General features: G+C 73.0%; 14 protein-coding genes. 2 read left to right on the top strand and 12 right to left on the bottom strand.

What is annotated here, in order from left to right:
• Positions 1–554: 554 nt before the first annotated feature.
• Entirely contained in the window at positions 555–2,246 is a 1,692-nt protein-coding gene (locus ACFZB9_RS32775; RefSeq protein WP_391453298.1) for an FAD-dependent monooxygenase, read from the top strand.
• Positions 2,247–2,338: 92 nt separating this feature from the next.
• On the opposite strand, the gene recX is transcribed toward ACFZB9_RS32775, so the two are convergent.
• The 4 genes from recX to ACFZB9_RS32755 all read right to left on the bottom strand — a co-directional run bounded on the left by recX (position 2,339) and on the right by ACFZB9_RS32755 (position 6,459).
• Positions 2,339–3,289 (bottom strand): recombination regulator RecX, encoded by a 951-nt coding sequence (gene recX / locus ACFZB9_RS32770; protein WP_391453297.1) that lies wholly within the window; start codon positions 3,287–3,289, stop codon positions 2,339–2,341.
• A gap of 7 nt (positions 3,290–3,296) precedes the next feature.
• Positions 3,297–4,421, bottom strand: a complete 1,125-nt coding sequence (gene recA, locus ACFZB9_RS32765) for a recombinase RecA (protein ID WP_391453295.1) — start codon at positions 4,419–4,421, stop codon at positions 3,297–3,299.
• A gap of 228 nt (positions 4,422–4,649) precedes the next feature.
• Positions 4,650–4,844, bottom strand: a complete 195-nt coding sequence (locus ACFZB9_RS32760; protein WP_391453293.1) for a DUF3046 domain-containing protein — start codon at positions 4,842–4,844, stop codon at positions 4,650–4,652.
• Positions 4,845–4,902: 58 nt separating this feature from the next.
• On the bottom strand, positions 4,903–6,459 hold the full coding sequence (locus ACFZB9_RS32755; protein WP_391453291.1) for a S8 family serine peptidase: 1,557 nt from the start codon (positions 6,457–6,459) through the stop codon (positions 4,903–4,905).
• 201 nt (positions 6,460–6,660) lie between these two features.
• Between ACFZB9_RS32755 and ACFZB9_RS32750 the strand changes: the two genes are divergently transcribed.
• On the top strand, positions 6,661–11,397 hold the full coding sequence (locus tag ACFZB9_RS32750) for a DEAD/DEAH box helicase (protein ID WP_391453289.1): 4,737 nt from the start codon (positions 6,661–6,663) through the stop codon (positions 11,395–11,397).
• A 306-nt stretch (positions 11,398–11,703) separates the two neighbouring features.
• On the opposite strand, the gene ACFZB9_RS32745 is transcribed toward ACFZB9_RS32750, so the two are convergent.
• The 8 genes from ACFZB9_RS32745 to ACFZB9_RS32710 form a co-directional block, all read right to left on the bottom strand.
• The gene (locus ACFZB9_RS32745) at positions 11,704–12,072 is read right to left on the bottom strand and encodes a helix-turn-helix domain-containing protein (protein ID WP_184937956.1); all 369 of its coding nucleotides are present in this window, start codon (positions 12,070–12,072) and stop codon (positions 11,704–11,706) included.
• A 195-nt stretch (positions 12,073–12,267) separates the two neighbouring features.
• Entirely contained in the window at positions 12,268–12,780 is a 513-nt protein-coding gene (locus ACFZB9_RS32740) for a CinA family protein (RefSeq protein WP_391453287.1), read from the bottom strand.
• Positions 12,777–13,415: a CDP-diacylglycerol--glycerol-3-phosphate 3-phosphatidyltransferase gene (pgsA, locus tag ACFZB9_RS32735; protein WP_391453285.1), complete on the bottom strand. Its 639-nt coding sequence runs from the start codon at positions 13,413–13,415 to the stop codon at positions 12,777–12,779. The genes ACFZB9_RS32740 and pgsA overlap by 4 nt, the downstream gene beginning before the upstream one ends.
• Positions 13,412–14,905, bottom strand: coding sequence for a 30S ribosomal protein S12 methylthiotransferase RimO (gene rimO / locus ACFZB9_RS32730; RefSeq protein WP_391453283.1), 1,494 nt, complete (start codon positions 14,903–14,905; stop codon positions 13,412–13,414). The genes pgsA and rimO overlap by 4 nt, the downstream gene beginning before the upstream one ends.
• A gap of 86 nt (positions 14,906–14,991) precedes the next feature.
• Entirely contained in the window at positions 14,992–15,882 is an 891-nt protein-coding gene (locus ACFZB9_RS32725; protein ID WP_391453281.1) for a helix-turn-helix domain-containing protein, read from the bottom strand.
• Between the two features lie 148 nt (positions 15,883–16,030).
• Positions 16,031–18,832 (bottom strand): DNA translocase FtsK, encoded by a 2,802-nt coding sequence (locus ACFZB9_RS32720; RefSeq protein ID WP_391453279.1) that lies wholly within the window; start codon positions 18,830–18,832, stop codon positions 16,031–16,033.
• A 140-nt stretch (positions 18,833–18,972) separates the two neighbouring features.
• Complete coding sequence (locus ACFZB9_RS32715; protein ID WP_391453277.1) at positions 18,973–19,617, bottom strand: response regulator; 645 nt, start codon at positions 19,615–19,617, stop codon at positions 18,973–18,975.
• A gap of 259 nt (positions 19,618–19,876) precedes the next feature.
• The coding region (locus tag ACFZB9_RS32710; RefSeq protein WP_391453275.1) for a HAMP domain-containing protein at positions 19,877–23,615 on the bottom strand (3,739 nt) is incomplete at its 5' end.

The following is a 23,615-nucleotide window of genomic DNA, read 5'->3' as shown; positions in this document are numbered from 1 at the left end:
GCGGCCATCCTCTCCCACCGCGCACCGCCGCGGCCAGCCCTTCGGGGGCCGCCCGGGACGCACGTAGCCCTTTCGTGATGCTCAAGTTCCGCTCAGATCGCCTGACGCCGGTCGATACTCCCACTTAGGGTCGGCTCATCGGGGGCTGCGTGCTCCGCCGGCCACAGCCCCCGATGCCGTGTCCACCCCGAGGGGTGACCGGGTTGGTGGTCACCCAGGAGATGGTTTTCGCCCGCCGTGCCACCCGCCGTCCACGCCGCACCGCCGGTGGCCGGATCACCGGGCAGAGCGCGCCCCGACCGTCCGTTTGCGATCCGCACGGCCGACACACCAGGGATTTCCCGGTCACGCTCCCCGGCCACCGATGGCCGAAAGCCGCCCCGCCGCCCCGCCTGCGGGCGCCGCGGCACGAACCGGCGCACACCGACCGCTGCTTGACGGACTCCCAGGCACTCTGTTGCATTGCTCTTCGTGACACCACCCGGGACCTGCGCCGCTCCCCCCGCCACCGGAGCGCCCTCGCGCTGCCCAGAGCCAGGGCACGGAGGCCGTCCGTGGACCCGGTGATCGTGGTCGGGGCCGGCCCGGTGGGTCTGGCGATGGCGCTCGCACTGGCCCGGCACGACGTCCCGAGCATCGTCCTCGACCAGGGCAGCGGCCTCTGCCCCGAGGGGCCGCGCAGCGCCGTGCTCGGCACCGAGAGCACCGCCTTCCTTGAGCGGCTCGGCTATCTGCGCGCCACCTCGGACGCCGCGCGCTGGGACCGGCTGACCGTCTGGCGGCGGCGCCAGGAGGTGCTGGGCCTGGATCTGACGGACCATCCGGTCCTGCACCTGCCCCAGCACCGGCTGCAGCGAGGGCTGCGCGACGCGGCCAGCGCCACCGGACTGATCCAGCTGGTGCCGCACTCCCGGGTGGAGGAGATCGACCAGGACCAGGACGGGGTCAGCGTGCGCGGCCGGCACCCGCAGAACGGCACCGACACCTGGTGGCGGGCCAGCCACCTGGTCGGCTGCGACGGGGCCCGCTCGGCGGTGCGCAAACTGCTGGGCATCCGGTTCCCCGGCCGCCCGGCGGTGGACCGCCACGCCATCGCCACCGTCCGGGTCGACCTGCCCTTCGCCGGTGAGGCCCGGCTGCACCGCGAGCCGCCCTGGCGCGGCGACCGCGAGGCCTCGGCCCGACCGCTGCCGGACGGCCTGTGGCGCCTGGACTGGCGCCTGCCGATCGGGCGCCCCGCGCCCAGCGAGCCGGTGGACCCGCACGCCACCTGGCCCGGACTGGTCACCGGCGACACCCTGCTGACCCGGGTCAAGGCCACCCTGACCGGCTGGTGCGGCCAGCTGCCGCGCTACGAACTGCTCGCGGCCGCCGACCACACCGCCCAGCAGCGGCTGGCCGCCCGGTTCCGCAGCGGCCGCTGCTTCCTGGCCGGCGACGCGGCCCACCTGCACGGCGCGCTCGGCATGCAGAACCTGGCCGACGGGCTGCGCGACGTGGACAACCTGGCCTGGCGGCTCGCGGTCGCCTGGCACCTCCACGCCGGCGGACCACAGCCCGGCGGCTCGCTGCTGGACGGGTACGAGGCGGAGCGGCGCGGGGCGGTCGGGGCCCGGCTGCGCGCGGTGGACCAGGCGATGCCGCTGCTGCGTCCGCTGCGCGGCTGGCAGCAGACCCGGCGCTCGCTGCTCACCGGTTCGTTCCGCAAGCACGCGCCGCTGCTCACCGACGGGCTGCTCGGCACCGGGCGGTTCGGTGGGGCACCGGCCTATCCGGCGGCACCCTCCGGAGTGCCGGGGCGGGCCGGCGGGGTACCGGTGCAGCGCGGGGGCGGGCGGGGCACCGCGCTGAGCGAGCAACTGCCGTCCACCGCGCCCGGGGTGCTGGTGCCGAACCTTCCGGTGGTCACCACCGAGGGCGTGCCGGACCAGCTGTACGCGCGGTTGGGCGCGACCTTCCTGCTGCTGCTGGTCGCACCGGGCACGGCGGTCTGGTCGGCCGACCACTGGATGGGCGCGGGGCTGATGCCCCGGCTGGCCGAGGTGGCGACCGCACTGCCGGTGCCGACCGAGGTCCTGGTCGCCGAGGAGTACCCGGGGGCCGGCGCGCACACCGTGCTGCTGATCCGTCCGGACGGGCACCTGGTCGGGGTCACCCAGGGCTGCAAGGCCGAGGACCTGCAGGAGCTGGCCGACCGGGCACGCGGCGGCCCCACACCGCTGGCAGGTGCCGAGCAGTCGGTCTGACACCCTCCGGGGGCGGCACGTCACCGATTCGGCTTCACCCGGGGCAGGCTGACGCGGCGTCACTCGATGAGCTGACAGCCGGCCGGTCCGGATCAGTCCGAACCGAGCGACCATTCCTCCAGCTCCTCGGTGCTCTCGCCCTCCGCGTCCAGCGCCTCGCGCACCACCCGGAAGGCGAGACCCTCGGAGTAGCCGCGGCGGGCCAGCATGCCGACCAGCCGGCGCAGCCGGGCCTGGCGCTCCAGGCCGGTGGTGGCCCGCAGCTTGCGCTCCACCAGGGCGCGGGCCGTGGCCGCCTCCTCGTCCGGGTCGAGCTGGGCCACTGCCTCCTCGACCAGCGCGCCGGCCACGCCGCGGGTGCGCAGCTCCTGGGCCAGCGCACGGCGGGCCAGCCCTCGGCCGTGGTGCCGGGATTCGACCCAGGCGGCGGCGAAGGCGGCGTCGTCGATCAGGCCGACCTCCTCGAAGCGGGAGAGCACCTCCTCGGCGACCTCGTCCGGGATCTCCCGTTTGCGCAGGGCGGTGGCCAGTTGGCGGCGGGTCCTCGGGGTGCCGGTGAGCAAGCGCAGGCAGATGTCCCGGGCCCGGGCGGCGGGATCGGCCTCGGCGGCCGAGGGGGCGGTCGCCCTGGGCTCGCGGGCCGGGCGCCCGGCCCGTCGACCGCGCCCTCGCGCGGTCGAGGCGGCCAGCTCGGCCTCGGCCTCGGCCACCCAGTCCGACTGCCCCGGTGGGCTCGCCTTCTCTGACGGGCTCCCCTGCTCCGACGGGCTCGACCGGCCTGACAGGCTGGGCTGTTCGTACCGACTCGACTGGTCCGGGCGGCTCGACCGCGCCTCACGCGCGGCCCGGCGGGCGCCCGGGTGCGAGCTCCGCAGGCGCGCCGGCCCAGCGGACGGCTCGGTGGACGGCTCGGTCTCGGCGACGGGCCTCGGCCCGCGGGCGCCCACCACCCAGTCGGGGCGCTCCCCCTCCTCCTCGCCCTTGGCCTCCACCACCAACCAGTCCGGGCGCTCCCCTTCGCCCGGACTCCGCGCGTTCCTCATCTGCTGATCAGGCCTTCGCGGCCGCCGTCTTCTTGGCCGCCGCCGTCTTCGCCGCCGTGGCCGTGATCGGCTTGACCGCGCCGTCGGCCTCGGCCGGGGCCGGGGCCGGGGCCTCGCCCTCGGTGGCGGCGTTGGGGTCGACGCCGATGCCGAGCTTGACCTTGATCTTCTTCTCGATCTCCTCGGCCAGCGCCGGGTTGTCGCGCAGGAAGTTGCGGGCGTTCTCCTTGCCCTGGCCCAGCTGGTCGCCCTCGTAGGTGTACCAGGCGCCGGCCTTGCGGATGAAGCCGTTCTCGACACCCATGTCGATCAGGCCACCCTCCCAGCTGATGCCGTGGCCGTAGAGGATGTCGAACTCGGCCTGCTTGAAGGGGGCGGCGACCTTGTTCTTGACCACCTTCACGCGGGTGCGGTTGCCGACCGCCTCGGTGCCGTCCTTCAGGGTCTCGATCCGGCGGATGTCCAGACGCACCGAGGCGTAGAACTTCAGCGCCCGGCCACCCGTGGTGGTCTCCGGCGAACCGAACATCACACCGATCTTCTCGCGCAGCTGGTTGATGAAGATCGCGGTGGTGTTCGACTGGTTCAGCGCACCGGCGATCTTCCGCAGCGCCTGACTCATGAGCCGGGCCTGCAGACCGACGTGCGAGTCGCCCATCTCGCCCTCGATCTCGGCGCGCGGCACGAGCGCGGCCACCGAGTCGATGATGATCAGGTCGATCGCGCCGGAGCGGATCAGCATGTCGGTGATCTCCAGCGCCTGCTCACCGGTGTCCGGCTGGGAGACCAGCAGGGCATCGGTGTCGACGCCGAGCTTGCGGGCGTACTCCGGGTCCAGGGCGTGCTCGGCGTCGACGAAGGCGACGGTGCCGCCGAGCTTCTGCGCGCTGGCCGCGGCGTGCAGGGTCAGCGTGGTCTTACCGGAGGACTCGGGGCCGTAGATCTCGATCACCCGGCCGCGGGGCAGCCCGCCGACGCCGAGCGCGACGTCCAGCGCGGTGGAGCCGGTGGGGATCACGTCGATCGGGGCACGGGACTGGTCGCCCAGACGCATCACCGAGCCCTTGCCGAACTGCCGCTCAATCTGGGCGAGTGCGGTCTCAAGAGCCTTCTCGCGGTCCGTGCCTGCCATGGCTTCCACCCTCGGGTTCTGTGCTGTGCGCTTCATCGTCCTCGACGCTAGCGCGTCCCACCGACAATCGGCTCCGGACGGGCTCGGCCTGTGGAAAACTCGCCGGGAAACCCAGTATAGGGAACACTTGTTCGATACCATGCGCGCGCCCGCCCCCCACCGGCCCGGTCCTCGAGCCCGCTCGGCGCACTCCGGCACGGCCCGCTCGGCGCAGTCGCGCCACGCCGATCAGCGCAGCTGTGCGGGCACCCCCATCACCTGGCAGACCACCCGCCAGACGTCCCTGGCCTCCCACCCCGCGTCCAGCGCCTGCTGCACCGTGCGGCCGCCGAGCTCGCTCATCACGTGGTCATGGGCGAACGACTGCGCGTACCCCACGCCGAAGTGCTCGTCCATCCGTCGCCAGAACTCGGTCAGCCTCATGCCGCCCAGTATCCCCGAGCCACACCCACCCCCCGGGGCCCACCGGAGCGGCCACCGGCTAGTGCGGCAGTGCGACGATCCCCGCGCCGTACGTCGCGCGGTCCCGGCAGACACCCGGGCCGACCGGGCAGTTCGCCTGGGCCTGGGACAGCAGCAGCTCGTGCAGGCGCTCCGGCCCCCAGCCGGGGTGCTGCGCCGCGGCCACCGCGATCGCGCCGGTGACCTCGGCGGCACTCATCGAGGTGCCGGCCAGCGCCGCGTACCGCCCGCCCGGCCAGTCCGAGACGATCGCCTCGTCCGGCCCGCCGTCCGGATCACCACCCGGCGCGGCCAGCGCGATCCGCCCCTCGCCGTAGTTCGAGTAGGCCGCGATGGCACCGCTGCGGGTCACCGCGCTGACCGAGAGCACCCCCGGCAGCTCGCCGGGCAGCCGGACGCACTCGGTGCCGAGCCGGCGGTCCTGGGCCGGGCCGCTGACGCGGTCGTTCGGGCTGCGCTGGTCGACCCGCACGGCGCCCAGGTCCTGGGCGTCGTTCCCGGCCGAGGCGACCACCAGCGCCCGGCGCTGGGCGTAGGCGACCGCACGGCCCACCGCCTGGATCATCGCGCCCTGGTCCGGATCCTCGGGGCAGTTGTACTTCCACGGGTCGGCGAAGTAGCTGTCGTTGACCGCCACCGCCCCGTGGTCGGCGGCCCAGAGCAGCCCGCAGACGATGTTCTCCGGGTAGTACTGCCCGAGCGGGCCGAGCAGCCGCACGGCCGCGATGCGCACCCCGGGCGCCACCCCGACCACCCCGCGCCCGTCCCGCGCGGCGCCGATCAGACCGGCCACATGGGTGCCGTGGCCGCTCTCGGCGACCCCGCTGTCGGGACGCCAGGCGCCGAACCGGGCGTCGGGACGGCCGTCGGCGCAGGAGGCGGAGTCGGCCGGGCTGACCGCGTCGCGCAGGTCCGGATGGGTGTCGTCGACCCCGGAGTCGAGCACCGCCACCAGGACCTGGCGCAGCGCCGGCTCGCGCGGCACACCGGCGCTCGGCAGCCCGGCGCTCGGCGCGGCGTGGGTCGGGGCGGGGGTGCTCGGCGCGGCGGTGGCGAACAGCGCGGCCGAGGGCTGGGTGTTCTGTCCGCCGCCCATCATGGCGAGGTTCCAGGCGCCGCGTTCCCCGGGGTCGGGCACGGTCGCGGTGGTGTCCCCTTCGACCGTCCCGGCCGCATCGGCGCCCGGGCGGCGGAAGTCGCCGGAGCCGGCCAGTGCGCCGGGCGGCCCGGGCACCGGCGCGGTCCGGGTGGCTCCGACGGCGGCGATGCCGGTCCGCCCGCGCAGCCTGGTCGCGAAGGCGGCCTCGTTGGCATAGGCCAGCACGACGCCGATCTGCGGGTAGTCCTGCAGTACCTGTCCGCCCGCCGCGCGCACCGCGCTCTGCGCGGCCGCCGAGCCCTGGGCGTCCGGCCGGTCGGCCAGCACCAGGTAACTGAGGTAGCCCTGGTCGGCCCCGGAGAGATAGGGGACGGCACCGCCCAGCAGCAGGGCGGCCGCGAGCATGGCCGGCGCGCTGCGCAGCAGCAGCCACCGGCGGCGCAGCGGACGACGGGAGACCAGCCGAACCTCGGCCATCGGGTGTCCTCCGCTCCTTGCCGGCCTGCCCTCACACGGCACAGCCGTGCCTCACGAAGCATCACCATATGAGCGAAATATCGCTTATGACCATTTTTCAGAGCGCCTGCCGCCGCCATCCGGCCGCACCGGCCCCACCCTCCCATGCCGCCGCCTCGGCGCCTGTCCCTGCTTGTCAGTGGCACGCGGCACCATGGGGGCATGGCGGAACAGCACTCCCACCCCGACCCGCTGGCCGGTTTCGCCCCGGCCACCCGGGCCTGGTTCGAGGCCGCGTTCGACGGCCCGACCAGCGCCCAGGCCGGCGCCTGGGCGGCCATCCGCGAGCAGAACGACGTCCTGGTGGTCGCCCCCACCGGCTCCGGCAAGACCCTCGCCGCCTTCCTCTCCGCGCTGGACCACCTCAGCAGCACCCCGCCGCCGGCCGACCCCCGCAAACGGCTGCGCGTCCTCTACATCTCGCCGCTGAAGGCGCTCGCGGTCGACGTCGAGCGCAACCTGCGCGCACCGCTGGCCGGTCTGCGGCAGGCCTCGATCCGCCTCGGACTGCCCGAGCCGCAGGTCCAGGTGGGTATCCGCTCGGGAGACACCCCGGCGCCCGAGCGGCGCAAGTTCCAGAGCCACCCGCCCGACATCCTGATCACCACCCCGGAGTCGCTCTTCCTGCTCCTCACCTCCGCCTCCCGGGAGGCGCTGCGCGGCATCGACACGGTGATCCTGGACGAGGTGCACGCGGTGGCCGGCACCAAGCGCGGCGCCCACCTCGCGCTGAGCCTGGAGCGGCTGGACCAGCTGCTGGAGCGCCCGGCCCGCCGGATCGGCCTGTCCGCCACCGTCCGCCCGGTGGCGGAGGTGGCCCGCTTCCTGAGCCCGCAGCGCGAGGCGGCCATCGTCCAGCCGCCGTCCGCCAAGCGCTTCGACCTCTCCGTGGTGGTCCCCGTCGCCGATCTGGGCGAGCTCTCCCCGAGCCCGGCGCAGGGACCGTCCGGCGGCCCGCGCGGCCCGGGTGGCGAGGAGGATCCGGCGCGGGCCGCTTCGATCTGGCCGCACGTCGAGGAGCGGATCGTCGATCTGGTGCAGGCGCACCGCTCGACCATCGTCTTCGCCAACTCGCGCCGCCTGGCCGAGCGCCTGTGCAACCGGCTGAACGAGATCGCCCACGAGCGGGCCACCGGCCGGCCGCTGCCCGAGTCGCACGCCCCCGCCCAGCTGATGGCCGAGGCCGGCGCCGCCAGAGGCGCGCCTCCGGTGCTGGCCCGGGCCCACCACGGCTCGGTCTCCAAGGAGCAGCGCGCCCAGGTGGAGGAGGACCTCAAGGCCGGCCGGCTGCCCGCCGTGGTGGCCACCTCCAGCCTGGAGCTGGGGATCGACATGGGCGCCGTCGACCTGGTGGTCCAGGTCGAGTCGCCGCCCTCGGTGGCCTCGGGGCTCCAGCGGGTCGGCCGGGCCGGGCACCAGGTGGGCGCCGTCTCCACCGGCGTGGTCTTCCCCAAGTACCGGGGCGACCTGGTGCAGTCCGCGGTGGTCACCGAGCGGATGCGGTCCGGGCAGATCGAGGCGCTGCGGGTGCCGCGCAATCCGCTGGACGTGCTCGCCCAGCAGTTGGTGGCGATCACCGCGCTCGACACCTGGGACGTGGCCGAGCTGCTCGCCCTGGTCCGCCGCGCCGCGCCGTTCAGCGCGCTGCCGCAGTCCGCCTTCGACTCGGTGCTCGACATGCTGGCCGGCCGCTACCCCTCGGACGCCTTCGCCGAGCTGCGCCCCCGCCTGGTCTGGGACCGGGTCGCGGGCACCGTCACCGGCCGCCCCGGCGCCCAGCGCCTGGCCGTCACCTCCGGCGGCACCATCCCCGACCGGGGGCTGTTCGGCGTCTTCATCGCCGGCGCAGACCCCAAGAAGGGGGGTGGACGGGTCGGGGAGCTCGACGAGGAGATGGTCTACGAGTCCCGGGTCGGCGATGTCTTCACCCTGGGCACCAGCTCCTGGCGGATCCAGGAGATCACCCATGACAAGGTGCTGGTCACCCCGGCCCCCGGAGTGCCCGGGCGGCTGCCCTTCTGGAAGGGCGACTCGCTGGGCCGCCCGCTGGAGCTGGGCCGGGCGCTGGGCGCCTTCGTCCGTGAGCTGGGCGCGCTGCCCGAGCCGCGGGCGAAGGAGCGCCTGCTCGGTGCCGGGCTGGACGACTGGGCGGCCGGCAACCTGCTCAGCTACCTTGCCGAGCAGCGCGAGGCGGCCGGCCACCTGCCCGACGACCGCACCATCGTGGTCGAGCGCTTCCGCGACGAGCTGGGCGACTGGCGGATCGTCATCCACTCCCCGTTCGGCGCCCAGGTGCACGCGCCCTGGGCGCTGGCGCTGGGCGCTCGGCTGCGCGAGCGGCACGGCCTCGACCCGCAGGTGATGCACGGCGACGACGGCATCGTGCTCCGGCTGCCGGACGTCGACCTGTTCGACTTCGCGTCACCCGACGCGCCCGCGGCCGGCGGCGAGCCGACCGCCTCGCCCGTGTCCTGCGCCCTGTCGGGCGATGAAGCCCCGGTGGGCGCCGATGCCGCGCTGTTCGACCCCGCCGAGATCGAGCAGCTGGTCACCGACCAGATCGGCGGCTCGGCACTGTTCGCCTCCCGGTTCCGCGAGTGCGCCGGGCGGGCCCTGCTGCTGCCCCGCCGCAGCCCCGGCAAGCGCACCCCGCTCTGGCAGCAGCGCCAGCGCGCCGCCCAGCTGCTGGAGGTGGCCGGCGAGTTCGGGTCCTTCCCGATCGTGCTGGAGGCGGTCCGCGAGTGCCTCCAGGACGTCTTCGACCTCCCCGGGCTGGTCGAGTTGATGCGCGACCTGGAGTCGCGCGCCGTCCGGCTGGTCGAGGTCACCACTCCCGAGCCCTCCCCCTTCGCCCGCTCACTGCTCTTCGGCTATGTCGCCCAGTACCTCTACGAGGGCGATTCCCCGCTCGCCGAGCGCCGGGCCGCCGCGCTCGCGCTGGACTCCCGGCTGCTCGCCGAGCTGCTCGGGCAGGCCGAGCTGCGCGAGCTGATCGATCCGGCGGTGCTGGCCGAGCTGGAGGCCGAGCTGCAGCGGCTCACCCCCGAGCGCCGGATCAAGGACGTCGAGGGCGTCGCCGACGCCTTGCGCCTGCTCGGCCCGCTCAGCACCGCCGAACTGGTCGCCCGCGGCGCCGAGCCGGCCTGGTCCGCCGAACTCCAGGCCGCCCGCCGGGCCATCCAGGTCAGGATCGCGGGCGAGCAGCGCTGGGCCGCCATCGAGGACGCCGGGCGGCTCAGCGACGCGCTCGGCACCCCACTGCCGGTGGGCATCCCGGAGGCCTTCACCGAACCGGTCAAGGATCCGCTCGGTGACCTGCTGGCCCGCCACGCCCGCACCAACGGACCGTTCACCGCCCAGCAGGCCGCCACCCGGTTCGGGCTCGGCACCGCCGTGGTCACCGGCGCGCTGCAGCGGCTCACCGCCGCCGGACGCCTGGTGGCGGGCGAGTTCCGCCCGGTGGAGGCCGGCGGCACCGGTGAGGCCGAGTGGTGCGATGCCGAGGCGCTGCGCCGGCTGCGGCGCCGCTCGCTGGCCGCGCTGCGCCAGGAGGTGGAGGCGGTGCCGGCGCGTGCGCTGGCCGCCTTCCTGCCCCAGTGGCAGCACCTGAGCGGCCATCAGCTGCGCGGCGAGGACGGTCTGTTCCGGGTGGTCGAGCAGCTCCAGGGCGCAGCCGTGCCGGCCTCGGCGCTGGAGCGCCTGGTGCTCCCGAGCCGGCTGAACGACTACCAGCCCGCCCTGCTGGACAAGCTGATGGCCGACGGCGAGATCGGCTGGACCGGCGCGGGGGCGCTGCCCGGCAAGGACGGCTGGATCAGCCTGCACCTGGGCGAGAGCGCCGATCTGGTGCGCCCCGAGCCCCTCCCGCTCACCCGCACGCCCCTGCACGAGGCCCTGCTGGCCGCGCTGGCCAGCGGCTACGGGCTGAACTTCCGCCAGCTGCGCGAACAGGTGCCGGACACCTCCGATCCGGAGCTGACCGCCGCCCTGTGGGACCTGGTCTGGGCCGGCCAGGTCACCAACGACACCCTCGGCCCGGTGCGGGCCCTGCTGGGCTCGGCCCGCACCGCGGGTGCCACCGCACACCGGGCGCCGCGCAGCGTCCCGCGCGGCCGCTACGGCGCGCTGGGCCGCACCCCGGCCCGGCTCGCCGACCCCACGGTGGGCGGCCGCTGGTCGCTGCTGCCCGAGCCCGCCGAGCCGACCGCCCGGGCCGCCGCCCAGGCACAGGTGCTGCTGGACCGGTACGGCGTGCTCACCCGGGGCGCCGTGCAGGCCGAGCGGATCCAGGGCGGCTTCGCCGCGGTCTACCGGGTGCTCGCGGCCTTCGAGGAGCGCGGTCGGGCCCGCCGCGGCTATCTGGTCGAGGGGCTGGGCGGCGCACAGTTCGCGCTGGACGGCGCGGTGGACCGGCTCCGGTCGGTCAACGGCCGGCTGGAGCGCCTCGACGCCACGGGCTGGCCCGCCGTCACCGGGGCGACGCCCGCCAGTGCTGCCGAGCAGTCGGCCCGGTCCCAGTCCCAGCCCCAGGCGCAGTTGCTGGCCGCGGCCGACCCGGCCAACGCGTACGGGGCGGCGCTGCCCTGGCCCGAGCCACCGGGCGAGCGGGCCGGCGCCCACCGTCCCGGACGCAAGGCCGGTGCGCTGGTGGTCCTGGTCGACGGCGAACTCGCGCTCTACCTGGAGCGCGGTGGCAAGTCCCTGCTCTGCTGGGCCGAGCGCGAAGCGGTGCTGACGGCGGCGGTGCAGGCGCTGGCCGACGCGGTGCGGCGCGGCCTGCTGAGCGGGCTGACCGTGGAGCGGACGAACGGCGAGGGCGCGCTGGACTCAGCGCTCGGCGCCGCTCTGGAGGCCGGCGGCTTCCACCCCACCCCGCGCGGGCTGCGGCTGCGCGGCTAGCCCGCGGGCCGGTCCCTGGTTGCGCCGGTCGCTGTGCACCGGGAGCAGCCCAAGACCCCAACCGCCCAGTGTGAGCAGCGCGAGCAGGGTGCCGGACCCGCCGGGTCGAGCGGCCGCCGGCAGCAGGAACCAGCAGAGCGCGCCAAGGGCCACGGTGCCGAACAGCACAGCCGGCGCCCAGCGGCGCAGACCGTGTGAAGGCGAAGGCCCGCGTCGACCGGCTCGGCCTATTCGAGCTGCGGAACGGCCTTCGGTCGACCGGTGCATGTCCGACTCCTTCGCTCAGCCCCCTCTTGCAGGCTGAGGTCAGGCAGCGACGACGTCCACCGCAGCGGCCTTAGGAGTGATCGAGCTCATCCGCTCACCCGGGGCCGGCAGCTGCACGGGCTCCAGCACCGGACGCAGCAGGCCGTCCTCGGAGAGCGCGGTCATCGCTGCGAGCTCGGCCAGCGACAGCTCGTCGCTCACCTCACGCATGACCTCGGACATCCGGACGTCGAGCGCATCGCAGATCGCGGAGAGCAGCTCGGAGGAGGCCTCCTTCTGCCCGCGCTCGACCTCGGAGAGGTATCCGAGCGAGACTCGTGCGGCAGCCGACACCTCGCGAAGTGTGCGGCCCTGGCGCTGGCGCTGCCGACGCAGCACGTCACCCAAGAGGCGACGGAGCAGGATCATCGGTGGCTCCCTCCTCGGACTGCGGATCGAGATGTCACGTCCCCACCGTACCGCCTTGCCCGCTTCGTGTGCGGGGACCGTGGTCGTGTTCACTCTGGGCTGCAAGCCTCTGCCCTCCCCTGTTGTTCCCGCCCCTGGCGCCAGCACGCCCCTTGTATGAAAAGGCTTCCCGGATTCTGCCTGTTCAGCCGTTGTTCAGTTGACGCTTGTGGTGCCGGTTGCGTCCGCCCCGGCGGCAATCCGGTCCAGCAGCAGCTCCAGCGCACCGGCCACCGCCTTGCGTCGGATTGTGGCACGGTCCCCCGACAGCTGGGGCGATCTCACGGCAGTTCCCCCCGGACCGGCGAATCCCAGATGTACTGTGCCGACCGCGTGACCGTCCTGTTCGGTCGGCCCGGCCACACCGGTGGTGCCCAGCCCGTAGGTGGCGCCCAGCAGTCGGCGCACCCCCTCGGCCATCTGGCGCGCCACCACCGGGTGGACGGGTCCGTGGACCGCGAGCAGCCCCTCGTCCACCCCCAGCACCGCCGCCTTGAGCTCGGTGGCGTAGGCGGTGACCGAGCCGCGGAAGGTCTGCGAGGCACCGGGGACCTCGACCAGCTGCGCGGAGAGCAGGCCGCCGGTCAGCGACTCGGCCACCGCCACCGTGGCGCCCAGCGTGCGCAGCTCGGTGTGCACCCGCTCGGCGAGCGGAACGTACTCGGTCATCGAGCCTGCCTCTCCCGGGCCATGCCCTCGCGCCGCAGCCGGACGGCCTGGCGCACGTAGTCCGCCCCGGTGGCCACCGTCAGCACCACCGCGAGCGCGATCAGCACCGCGCGCCCGGTGGCCAGCCAGCCGGTCAGCGGCAGCACATACATACCCACCGCGATGCCCTGGGTGAGCGTCTTGAGCTTGCCGCCCCGGCTGGCCGGGATCACGCTGTAGCGGATCACCCAGAACCGCAGCAGCGTGATGCCGAGCTCGCGGGCCAGGATCACCGCGGTGATCCACCACGGCAGATCGCCCAGCACCGAGAGGCCGATCAGTGCGGCACCCATGATCGCCTTGTCGGCGATCGGGTCCGCGATCTTGCCGAAGTCGGTGACCAGGCCCTTGCGCCGGGCGATCTCCCCGTCGAACAGGTCGGTGATCATCGCGATCGCGAACGAGGCCCAGGCCACCGCCCGCCACTTGGGGTCGTGCCCGCCGTCCACGAACAGCAGGAACACGAAGACCGGCACCAGCGCGAGCCGGAGCATGGTCAGCAGGTTCGCGAGGTTCCACAGCGGCGGCACCGCAGCTCGCGCCGTCCCCTGCTGGGCCGGGCGGGCCGCTGCCGGGCTGCCCGGCCCGCCGGTCATGCCGCGGCCGCCTTGCGGACGAGCTCGATCGCCTCGGCGACCAGGTCGACGCCTTCGCTGGCCACCACGCGGGCCCGGTAGTACTGGCCGGCCTCGGCCTCGGGCGCACCGATCAGCGTGGTCAGGCCGTCGGTCTCCGGCGCCTGGTGCGCCGAGCGGCCCTCGACCAGCTGCTCGCCGTCGTCCTCCGCCACCAGGACGGCCTCCACCAGCACCTCCACCTCGGTGCCGATCCGCTGCTCGGCGCGCTGCGCGGTCAGCTCCTCGGCGAGCCGGGAGAGCTTGGCCAGCCGCTCGGCCACCACGTCCTCGGGGAGTTTGCCCTCGAAGGTGGCGGCCTCGGTGCCGTCCTCGTCCGAGTAGCCGAAGACGCCGATCGCGTCCAGCCCGGCCTCGTTGACGAACCGTTCCAGCTCGGCGAAGTCCTGCTCGCTCTCGCCCGGGAACCCGACGATGAAGTTGGACCGGGCACCGGCCTGCGGGGCCTTGTCCCGGATGGTCTTCAGCAGGTCGAGGAACTGGTCGGTGTTGCCGAACCGGCGCATCCGCCGCAGCACGGCGGGGGCCGAGTGCTGGAAGGACAGGTCGAAGTAGGGCACCACGCCGGCCGTCGAGGTCATCGCCTCGATCAGGCCCGGACGCATCTCGGCGGGCTGCAGGTAGCTGACCCGCACCCGCTCGATGCCCGGGACGGCGGCGATCTCGCTCAGCAGCGTCTCCAGCAGGCGGATGTCGCCCAGGTCCTTGCCGTACGAGGTGTTGTTCTCGCTGACCAGGACCACCTCGCTGACGCCCTGCTCGGCCAGCCAGACGGCCTCGTTCAGCACGTCCGAGGGACGCCGGGAGATGAACGAGCCGCGGAAGGCCGGGATGGCGCAGAACGAGCAGCGCCGGTCGCAGCCGGAGGCCAGCTTGATCGAGGCCACCGGGCTGTCGTCCAGCCGCTTGCGCAGGGTGCGCGGCCCGGAGGCCGGGGCCACGCCGTCCGGCAGGTCGGTGATCTTCTCGGTGGGGGATGCACCGTGACCCGGCAGCGCGACCTCGGCCGCCGCGGCCTGCCGCTCGACGGGGGTCAGCGGGAGCAGCTTGCGGCGGTCGCGCGGCAGGTGCGGCGCGTGGTGGCCGCCGGACAGGATGGTCTGCAGGCGGTCGCTGATGTCGGTGTAGTCGTCGAAGCCGAGCACGCCGTCGGCCTCCGGCAGCGCGTCGGCCAGCTCCTTGCCGTAGCGCTCGGCCATGCAGCCGACCGCCACCACGGCCTGGGTGCGGCCGTGACCCTTGAGGTCGTTGGCCTCCAGCAGGGCGTCGACGGAGTCCTTCTTGGCGGCTTCGACGAAGCCGCAGGTGTTGACGACGGCGACGTCCGCCTCGCTCGCGTCGTCGACCAGTTGCCAGCCATCGGCTTCCAGTCGCCCGGCGAGTTCCTCGGAGTCGACCTCGTTGCGGGCGCATCCGAGCGTGACCAGTGCGACAGTACGGCGTTCAGGCATAGGGCCAAGATTAACGCGCGGCCCCCGGTGTCGTTTCCCCCGGAGGCCGCGCGGCGATGATCAGGTGGTCCGGGCCGCCGCTGTGGCTAGCCGGCCTGGGGGTCGCCGGGCGTGTAGGTGAGGTGCACCACCTGGCCGTCCTTGCCCGCCGGACCCAGATCCTTGCCGTTGACGTACAGGTGCACGGCGGCCGCGTTGCCGATCACCAGCTTGATCTGCTTGGGGTCGGTGAACGTCTGGTTCGAGCCGTCGTCCATGTCGTTCTGGAAGAGCGAGTTGCCGTCGCCGTCCAGCGCCGATACCCAGCTGGCGCCGCCCTCGGCGACCAGTTTCACGGTCACCTTGTCCGCCGGGGCGGCGGCGATCGGGGCGATGCTGGGCGCGGGGGCGGGCGGCTGGGCGGGCGAGGCGCTGGGCGAGGGCGAGGCGGACGCCGAGGCCGCGACGCTGGGCAGCGGCGAGGAGGCGGCGCCGGCGGCGGCCTTGCCCGGCTTGCTGCTGAACAGGTTGAAAACGATCAGCAGCACCACCGCGGCGATCGCCACCAGCATCGCGCCGGTCCAGGTCGGTCGGCCGCGGTCGGCCCGGATCCGCTTGGCGTCCAGCCTGGCCACCGGGGCCAGCACCACCGGGGCGGTGCCGTGGAGGTCGTCGTAGCGGGCCACCAGGGCGTCGCCGTCGGCGCCGACCGCGCGGGCCAGCGAGCGCAGATGCCCCCGGGCGTAGAAGTCGCCGCCGCAGCGGCTGAAATCGTCCTCCTCGATCGCGTGCACGATCGGCACCCGCACCCGGGTACTGGCGCTCACCTCGTCCACCGTCAGCCCGGCGGCGAGGCGGGCATCGGCCAGCACCCGGCCGATGGTCGGGCGGGTGTCCGATACGGCGCCGGCCTGCGGGCCGGTCGCGCTGTCGGTCTCGGCCGAGCGGGCGTCGGAGGATCGGCCGTGGTCGCGGTGGGAAGACTTGCCGATGGTCACTGGGCGCGCCTTTCGAGCGGAGCCACCTGCTGAGGACACAGTCTAGGGGCGGGGGCGAATCGTTTCTCAACCGGAGTTCGACCGAACGCGCGCCCTCTGCCCAGGCGCACCAACGGTCCCGCAAGGCCGCTGACGTCCCTTCAGAGCACTACCCGCGGATGATGGCCAGCACCCCGTCCAGTTCGTCCGGTTTGACCAGCACATCGCGGGCCTTGGACCCCTCGCTCGGCCCCACGATGCCGCGCGACTCCATCAGGTCCATCAGCCGGCCGGCCTTGGCGAAGCCGACCCGCAGCTTGCGCTGGAGCATCGAGGTCGAGCCGAACTGGGTGGAGACCACCAGCTCGGCAGCCTGGATCAGCAGGTCCAGGTCGTCGCCGATCTCCTCGTCGATCTCCTTCTTGGGGCCGCCGCCGACCGTGACGTCGTCGCGGTAGACCGCGGTCAGCTGGTCCTTGCAGTGCTGCACGATCGCCGCGATCTCGGCCTCGGTGACGAAGGCGCCCTGCATCCGGACCGGCTTGCTCGCACCCATCGGCAGGAAGAGCGCGTCACCCTTGCCGATCAGCTTCTCGGCGCCCGGCTGGTCCAGGATGACCCGGGAGTCGGCCATCGCCGAGGTGGCGAAGGCCAGCCGGGAGGGCACGTTGGCCTTGATCAGGCCGGTCACCACGTCCACCGAGGGCCGCTGGGTGGCGAGCACCAGGTGGATGCCGGCGGCCCGGGCCAGCTGGGTGATCCGGACCACCGAGTCCTCGACGTCGCGCGGGGCGACCATCATCAGGTCCGCCAGCTCGTCGACGATCACCAGCAGGTAGGGGTACGGCGTCAGCTCCCGCTCGCTGCCCAGCGGCGGGGTCACCTTGCCGGCCTTGACCGCGGCGTTGAAGTCGTCCACGTGGCGGAAACCGTAGGCCGCGAGGTCGTCGTAGCGCAGGTCCATCTCGCGGACCACCCACTGCAGCGCCTCGGCGGCCTTCTTCGGGTTGGTGATGATCGGAGTGATCAGGTGCGGGATCCCCTCGTAGGCGGTCAGCTCGACCCGCTTGGGGTCGACCAGCACCATCCGGACCTCGTCCGGGGTGGCCCGGGCCAGCACCGAGGTGATCAGGCAGTTGATGCACGAGGACTTGCCCGCGCCGGTGGCGCCGGCGACCAGGATGTGCGGCATCTTGGCCAGGTTGGCGAGCACCGTGTGGCCCTCGACGTCCTTGCCCATGCCGACCACCATCGGGTGGGTGTCCTCGGCGGCGCTGCGCGAGCGCAGCAGGTCGCCGAGGTTGACCATCTCGCGGTCCCCGTTGGGGATCTCGATGCCCACCGCAGACTTGCCCGGGATCGGGCTGATGATCCGCACGTCCGCACTGGCCACCGCGTAGGCGATGTTCTTGGCCAGCGCGGTGATCCGCTCGACCTTGACGGCCGGGCCCAGCTCCACCTCGTAACGGGTGACCGTCGGCCCCCGGGTGAAACCGGTGACCTTCGCGTCCACCTTGAACTCGGCGAAGGTGGAGGTGAGCTGGGCGACCACCTGGTCGTTCAGCTCGCTGCGGGTCTTGCCCGGGCCGCCGCGCTCCAGCAGGTCCAGCGAGGGCAGCGCGTAGCCGCCACCGCTGTGCAGCTGGAGCTGCTCCATCCGGCTCGGCGCCTGGCCGTGCTCGGCGGCCGGCTGGTCTCCGGGCGGGCCGGACGCCGATGTGCGCGCCGGCGGGACGGCCGGCTCCTCCGGCGGGGCGGTGCGGTCCTGCACCTGGTGCATGATGCTGGCCACCGCGGGCGAGGCCGGCACGCCGTGCAGCAGCGCGCCGTCCAGGTCGGCGGCCACCCCGGCGGCCAGGTCGCGGGTCTGGAACGGGTCCTTGAGGAACATGTCGGGCACGGCGGGCGCGAGCTCCGGCTCGTCCACCTGCTTGCGGCGCCCGCGCCGGCGCCGGCGGGCGGCCACCTCGTCGGAGGGGTCCTCCTCCACCGTGTAGGGCAGCGCATCGGGGTCGGCGTCCTCCGGCGGGTCGGTGGACAGCTCGCGATCGCCGGTGGCGTACTCACCGAACTCGTCGTACTCGCCGTAGCCGTCCAGCTCGTCCACCGGTGCGGCCTCCACCACACCCAGCCGCTCGCCGAGCAGCCGCAGCCGCTCGGGGATCTTGTTGACCGGGGTGGCGGTGACCACCAGCAGGCCGAAGAAGGTCAGCAGCAGCAAGAGCGGCACCGCCAGCGGCGGCCCCGCGGCGGCCATCATCGGCGTGGAGGCGGCCCAGCCGAGGATGCCGCCGGCCTGCCGGATCCGGGTCGCACCGCTCTGCATCCCCGGTGCGCCGGAACCGATGTGGATCAGGCCGAGCACGCCGATCACCAGCGTGCTCAGGCCGATGACGACCCGTCCGTTGGCCTCCGGCAGCTCCGGGTGGCGCATCAGCCGGATCGCGATCGCCGCCAGCATCAGCGGGATCAGCACGTCGAGGCGCCCGAACAGGCCACTGACCACGCTGGTGGCCACACCGCCGAGCCAGCCCTGCGGGCTGAACCAGGTGCCGGCCGCGGTGACCAGGGCCAGCGCCAGCAGCAGCAGCGCCTGGCCGTCCTTGCGGTGAACCGGGTGCAACCCCTTGGCGCCGTCGCCGAAACCGCGGAAGACCGCGCCGATGCTGTGGGCCAGGCCCAGCCAGCAGGCTCGGACGGCGCGGAAGAGTATCGGCTGCTGCGACCTGGCGGGACGGGCGGGGGCCGGGGTGGGGGCGGGCGGCTTCGCGGCCGCCTTGCGCGCAGCGGGCCTTCCGGCCGGCCTGGCGGCGCCCTTGACCGGACCGGGCTTGGCGGACGCCTTGCCAACCGGTTTCGCCGCGGGCTTGGCCGCCGGCTTGCGGGTTGCGGACTTCTTCGCCGGGGCGGCCTTCTTCGCCGGTCCCGGACTCGTGGTGCGTGCGGTGCTGCCGGGCGTCCGTGAGGCCATGGCACCAGAGCCTACCGGCGGCCCTGAGCCGTGGACACATGACCGACCGTCATGACCCTGGCGTGTCGCGGAAGCACTGCGACACACCGTCAGCGGGATCCGAAGTCACCCGGCCGGCGCAGCGGCGGGCTGATTCTCCCTCAGGCCGACTGCGTGCCGGGGCGCAGTGCCTCCAGCGCCGCCCGCAGACCGGCCAGCTTGCGCTCCAGGTGGGCCGCGGTGGCCGCCGCCCCGGCGTCGGGCGAGTCGCCCAGCTGCTTGGTCAGCGCCTCGGCCTGCTCCTCGACCGAGGCCAGCCGCGCGGAGAGCTCGGTCAGCAGCGGCTCCGAGCGGTCCCGGCCCTGCCGGTCGTCCTCCAACTGCAGCCGCAGCAGCGCGGCCTGCTCCTTGAGCTGGCAGTTCTTCACATAGAGGTCGACGAAGACGGAGACCTTGGCGCGCAGCACCCAGGGGTCGAACGGCTTGGAGATGTAGTCCACCGCGCCGGCCGCGTAACCCCGGAAGGTGTGGTGCGGGCCGTGGTTGATCGCGGTCAGGAAGATGATCGGGATGTCTCTGGTCCGCTCGCGGCGCTTGATGTGCGCGGCGGTCTCGAAGCCGTCCATGCCCGGCATCTGGACGTCCAGCAGGATCACCGCGAAGTCGTCGGTGAGCAGCGCCTTGAGCGCCTCCTCACCGGAGACCGCGCGCACCAGCGTCTGGTCCAGCGCGGAGAGGATGGCCTCCAGCGCGAGGAGGTTCTCCGGTCGGTCGTCGACCAGGAGGATCTTCGCTTTCTGCACCACGACCCGCCCTCCTGCCGGATAGCCCACCTGTTTTCCGCGCGACGGCACCCGTGTACCGCCTGCTACCGACCCGGTCATGCTAGCCGCACCCCCAAGCCCTGCCCTATCGGATGGTCCCAACAGGCCCTCGAAGCGCCTGCCGCCCCGAAGGGCCCGGGTGCGGTCCTGCACACCGTCGCCATTCGGTTACTGTTCGCAACGATGAGTGACCCTAGCGGGTTCCCGGTCCGGCCCGCCAGTAAACGCCGATGCCCGCGAGCTAACCACGCGCCCCCAGCCACTGGCGCATCACGTTCAACAGGTGGTCGGTGTCCACCGGCTTGGTGACGTGATCGGAGGCGCCCGCCTCGATGCTCTTCTCCCGGTCGCCCTTCATCGCCTTGGCGGTCAGCGCGATGATCGGCAGGCCGGCGAACTGGGGCATCCGGCGGATCGCCTCGGTGGTCGCGTAACCGTCCATCTCCGGCATCATGATGTCCATCAGGACCAGCGCCACGTTCTCATGCTGTTCCAGGACCTCGATACCCTCGCGGCCGTTCTCCGCGTACAGCACGGTCAGCCCGTACTGCTCCAGCACGCTGGTGAGGGCGAAGACGTTGCGCACGTCGTCGTCGACGATCAGCACCTCCTCGCCGCCGAACCGGCCCTCGAACTGCGGTCCGGCCCCGGCCCGGGGTGCGGGCAGCTCGTCCTCGGCGCGTCCGGCGGGCACCGAACCGGCCTCACCGGCCGTGCGGCGCCGCTCGGCAGCGTCCCGGCGGCGCTCCATCGCCAGCTCCCGCACCTCCTGCGCCCAGTGCTCGGCCGGACTCTCGCCGACCGGCACCGGCAGGCCGGTGGGGGTGATGCCGACGCTGGCCCGCAGCGGGCCGCCCAACGCAGCGGCGCCGCCGAGCCGCTCGCGGTCCGCCGAGCCCTGCGGTGCGTCGCTGCGCAGCGGCAGATAGAGGGTGAAGGTGCTGCCCTCGCCCAGCTCGCTCTCGGCGTGGATCTCGCCGCCGAGCAGCCGGGCGATCTCCCGGCTGATCGACAGGCCCAGGCCCGTACCGCCGTACTTGCGGCTGGTGCCGCCGTCGGCCTGCTTGAACGCCTCGAAGATCTCGCGCAGCTTGTTGCCGGGGATGCCGATGCCGGTGTCGGTCACCGCGAAGGCCACCAACGTGGCGTCGGGGTCGTCGATCTGACCCGACTCCAGCAGTTGCTCGCGCACGTGCTGCGGCACCACCGACCCGGCCGGCTCGATGTCCAGGTGCACCGCGCCGCTGTCGGTGAACTTCACGGCGTTGGAGAGCAGATTGCGCAGCACCTGCTGGAGCCGCTGCTCGTCGGTGTGCAGGGTGGGCGGCAGCTCGGGCGAGACGGTGACCGTGAAGTCCAGGCCCTTGTCCGCGGTCAGCGGCCGGAACGCCGCCTCGACATAGTCGGTCAGCTGGACCAGGGCGATCTTCGCCGGGCGGACGTCCATCTTGCCGGCCTCGACCTTGGACAGGTCCAGGATGTCGTTGATCAGCTGGAGCAGGTCGGAGCCGGCGCCGTGGATGGTGTCGGCGAACTCGACCTGCTTGGGCGAGAGGTTGCCCTCGTTGTTGTCGGAGAGCAGCTTGGCCAGGATCAGCAGCGAGTTGAGCGGGGTGCGCAGCTCGTGCGACATGTTGGCCAGGAACTCGCTCTTGTAGCGCGAGGCGAGGGCGAGCTGCTCGGCGCGCTCCTCCAGGACCTTGCGGGCCTCCTCGATCTCGCTGTTCTTGATCTCGATGTCGCGGTTCTGCTGGGCCAGTTGCTCGGCCTTCTCCTGGAGCTCCTCGTTGGTGCGCTCCAGCTCCTCCTGGCGGGCCTCCAACTCGGCCGACCGCATGGAGAGTTCGGCGGTCAGTCGCTGGGACTCCAGGAGCAGGCCCTCGGTCTTGGTGTTGACGCTGATGGTGTTGACGGTGACGCCGATCAGGTCGGCGATCTGGTTCAGGAAGTCCATCACCACGGTGGTGAAGGAGGCGAAGGTGGCCAGCTCGATCACCCCGAGCAGCCGGCCCTCGAAGAGCACCGGCAGCACCACCACGTGCGCGGGCGAGGCCTCGCCGAGGCCGGAGGAGATCCGCAGGTAGCCGGGAGGCGCCTCGGTGAGGCTGATCGGGCGCTTCTCCACCGCCGCCTGGCCGACCAGGGACTCGCCGGGGCGGAAGGTGGTGGGCATCGAGCGGCGCTGGTAGCCGTAGGAGCCGATCAGCCGCAGCACGGTGTCGGACTCGTCGTCGTCCTCGGTGATCATCTCGGCGGTGCGGCCGGCCGGCTGGGCCAGGAAGAAGGCGCCGTGCTGGGCGGAGACCACCGGGGTCAGCTCGGACATGATCAGCGAGGCGACCGCCTCCAGGTCGCGGCGGCCCTGCAACAGGCCCGAGAACCGGGCCATGTTGGTCTTCAGCCAGTCCTGCTCCTGGTTGGTGCGGGTGGTCTCGCGCAGGTTGGCGATCATCTGGTTGATGTTGTCCTTGAGCTCGTCGATCTCGCCCGAGGCGTCGACGTCGATCCGCAAGGACAGGTCGCCGCGGGTCACCGCGGTGGCCACCTGGGCGATGGCCCGCACCTGCCTGGTCAGGTTGTTGGCCAGCTCGTTCACCGACTCGGTCAGGTCCTGCCAGGTGCCGTCCGCGCCGGGCACCCGGGCCTGGCCGCCGAGCCGACCGTCGGTGCCCACCTCGCGGGCCACCCGGGTCACCTCGTCGGCGAACGCGCTCAGCTGGTCGACCATCGTGTTGATGCTGGTCTTCAGCTCCAGGATCTCGCCGGCCGCGTCGACATCGATCTTCTGCGACAGGTCGCCGCGGGCCACCGCCGTGATCACCAGGGCGATGTTGCGGACCTGGCTGGTCAGGTTGGACGCCATGAAGTTGACGTTGTCGGTCAGGTCCTTCCAGATCCCGGCCACGCCCGGAACGTCCGCCTGACCGCCCAGGATGCCGTCGGTGCCCACCTCGCGGGCCACCCGGGTCACCTGGACGGCGAACGCGCTCAGCTGGTCGACCATCGTGTTCAGGGTGCCGGCCAGCGCCGCGACCTCGCCCTGGGCCTCGATGGTGATCTTCTTGGACAGGTCGCCGCGGGCCACCGCGGTGGCCACCTCGGCGATGTTGCGGACCTGGCTGGTCAGGTTGGACGCCATGAAGTTGACGTTGTCGGTCAGGTCCTTCCAGATGCCCGAGACCCCGCGGACCCGCGCCTGGCCGCCCAGGATCCCGTCGGTGCCCACCTCGCGGGCCACCCGGGTCACCTCGTCGGCGAACGCGCTCAGTTGGTCGACCATCGTGTTGACGGTGGTGACCAGTTCGAGGATCTCGCCGCGGGCGTCCACGGTGATCTTCTTCGAGACGTCGCCGCGGGCCACCGCCGTGGTCACCTCAGCGATGTTGCGCACCTGACTGGTCAGGTTGTTGGCCATCAGGTTGACGCTGTTGGTCAGGTCCTTCCAGGTCCCGGAGACGCCGGGCACGCTGGCCTGACCGCCCAGGATGCCCTCGGTACCGACGTCCCTGGCCACCCTGGTGACCTCGTCCGCGAAGGCGGAGAGCTGATCGACCATGGTGTTGATGGTGTTCTTGAGCTCCAGGATCTCGCCCCGGGCATCGACTTGGATCTTCTGCGACAGATCACCACGCGCCACCGCCGTGGTCACCTGCGCGATATTTCGCACCTGATCCGTGAGGTTGTTGGCCATGAAGTTGACCGAGTCGGTCAGATCACGCCACACCCCCGCCACCCCGGGCACCTGCGCCTGACCCCCCAGACGCCCCTCGGTCCCCACATCCCGCGCCACCCGGGTCACCTGCGCGGCGAAGGCGGAGAGCTGATCCACCATGGTGTTGATGGTGTTCTTGAGCTCCAGGATCTCGCCCCGGGCATCGACCTCGATCTTCTGCGACAGATCACCACGCGCCACCGCCGTGGTCACCTGCGCGATATTTCGCACCTGATCCGTGAGGTTGTTGGCCATGAAGTTGACCGAG

The sequence above is a fragment of the Kitasatospora sp. NPDC008050 genome, from assembly GCF_042957465.1.
Classification (GTDB): Bacteria; Actinomycetota; Actinomycetes; order Streptomycetales; family Streptomycetaceae; genus Kitasatospora.
The sequence above is the reverse complement of the archived record's forward strand: the minus strand, read 5'-3'. Positions and strand labels throughout refer to the sequence as shown.

Excerpts from the sequence above, each read along its gene's own strand:
- recX (WP_391453297.1), bottom strand. The coding sequence starts at position 3,289 with ATGAGGAACGCGCGGAGTCCGGGCGAAGGGGAGCGCCCGGACTGGTTG.
- recA (WP_391453295.1), bottom strand. The coding sequence starts at position 4,421 with ATGGCAGGCACGGACCGCGAGAAGGCTCTTGAGACCGCACTCGCCCAG.
- ACFZB9_RS32760 (WP_391453293.1), bottom strand. The coding sequence starts at position 4,844 with ATGAGGCTGACCGAGTTCTGGCGACGGATGGACGAGCACTTCGGCGTG.
- ACFZB9_RS32755 (WP_391453291.1), bottom strand. The coding sequence starts at position 6,459 with ATGGCCGAGGTTCGGCTGGTCTCCCGTCGTCCGCTGCGCCGCCGGTGG.
- ACFZB9_RS32750 (WP_391453289.1), top strand. The coding sequence starts at position 6,661 with ATGGCGGAACAGCACTCCCACCCCGACCCGCTGGCCGGTTTCGCCCCG.
- ACFZB9_RS32745 (WP_184937956.1), bottom strand. The coding sequence starts at position 12,072 with ATGATCCTGCTCCGTCGCCTCTTGGGTGACGTGCTGCGTCGGCAGCGC.
- ACFZB9_RS32740 (WP_391453287.1), bottom strand. The coding sequence starts at position 12,780 with ATGACCGAGTACGTTCCGCTCGCCGAGCGGGTGCACACCGAGCTGCGC.
- pgsA (WP_391453285.1), bottom strand. The coding sequence starts at position 13,415 with ATGACCGGCGGGCCGGGCAGCCCGGCAGCGGCCCGCCCGGCCCAGCAG.
- rimO (WP_391453283.1), bottom strand. The coding sequence starts at position 14,905 with ATGCCTGAACGCCGTACTGTCGCACTGGTCACGCTCGGATGCGCCCGC.
- ACFZB9_RS32720 (WP_391453279.1), bottom strand. The coding sequence starts at position 18,832 with ATGGCCTCACGGACGCCCGGCAGCACCGCACGCACCACGAGTCCGGGA.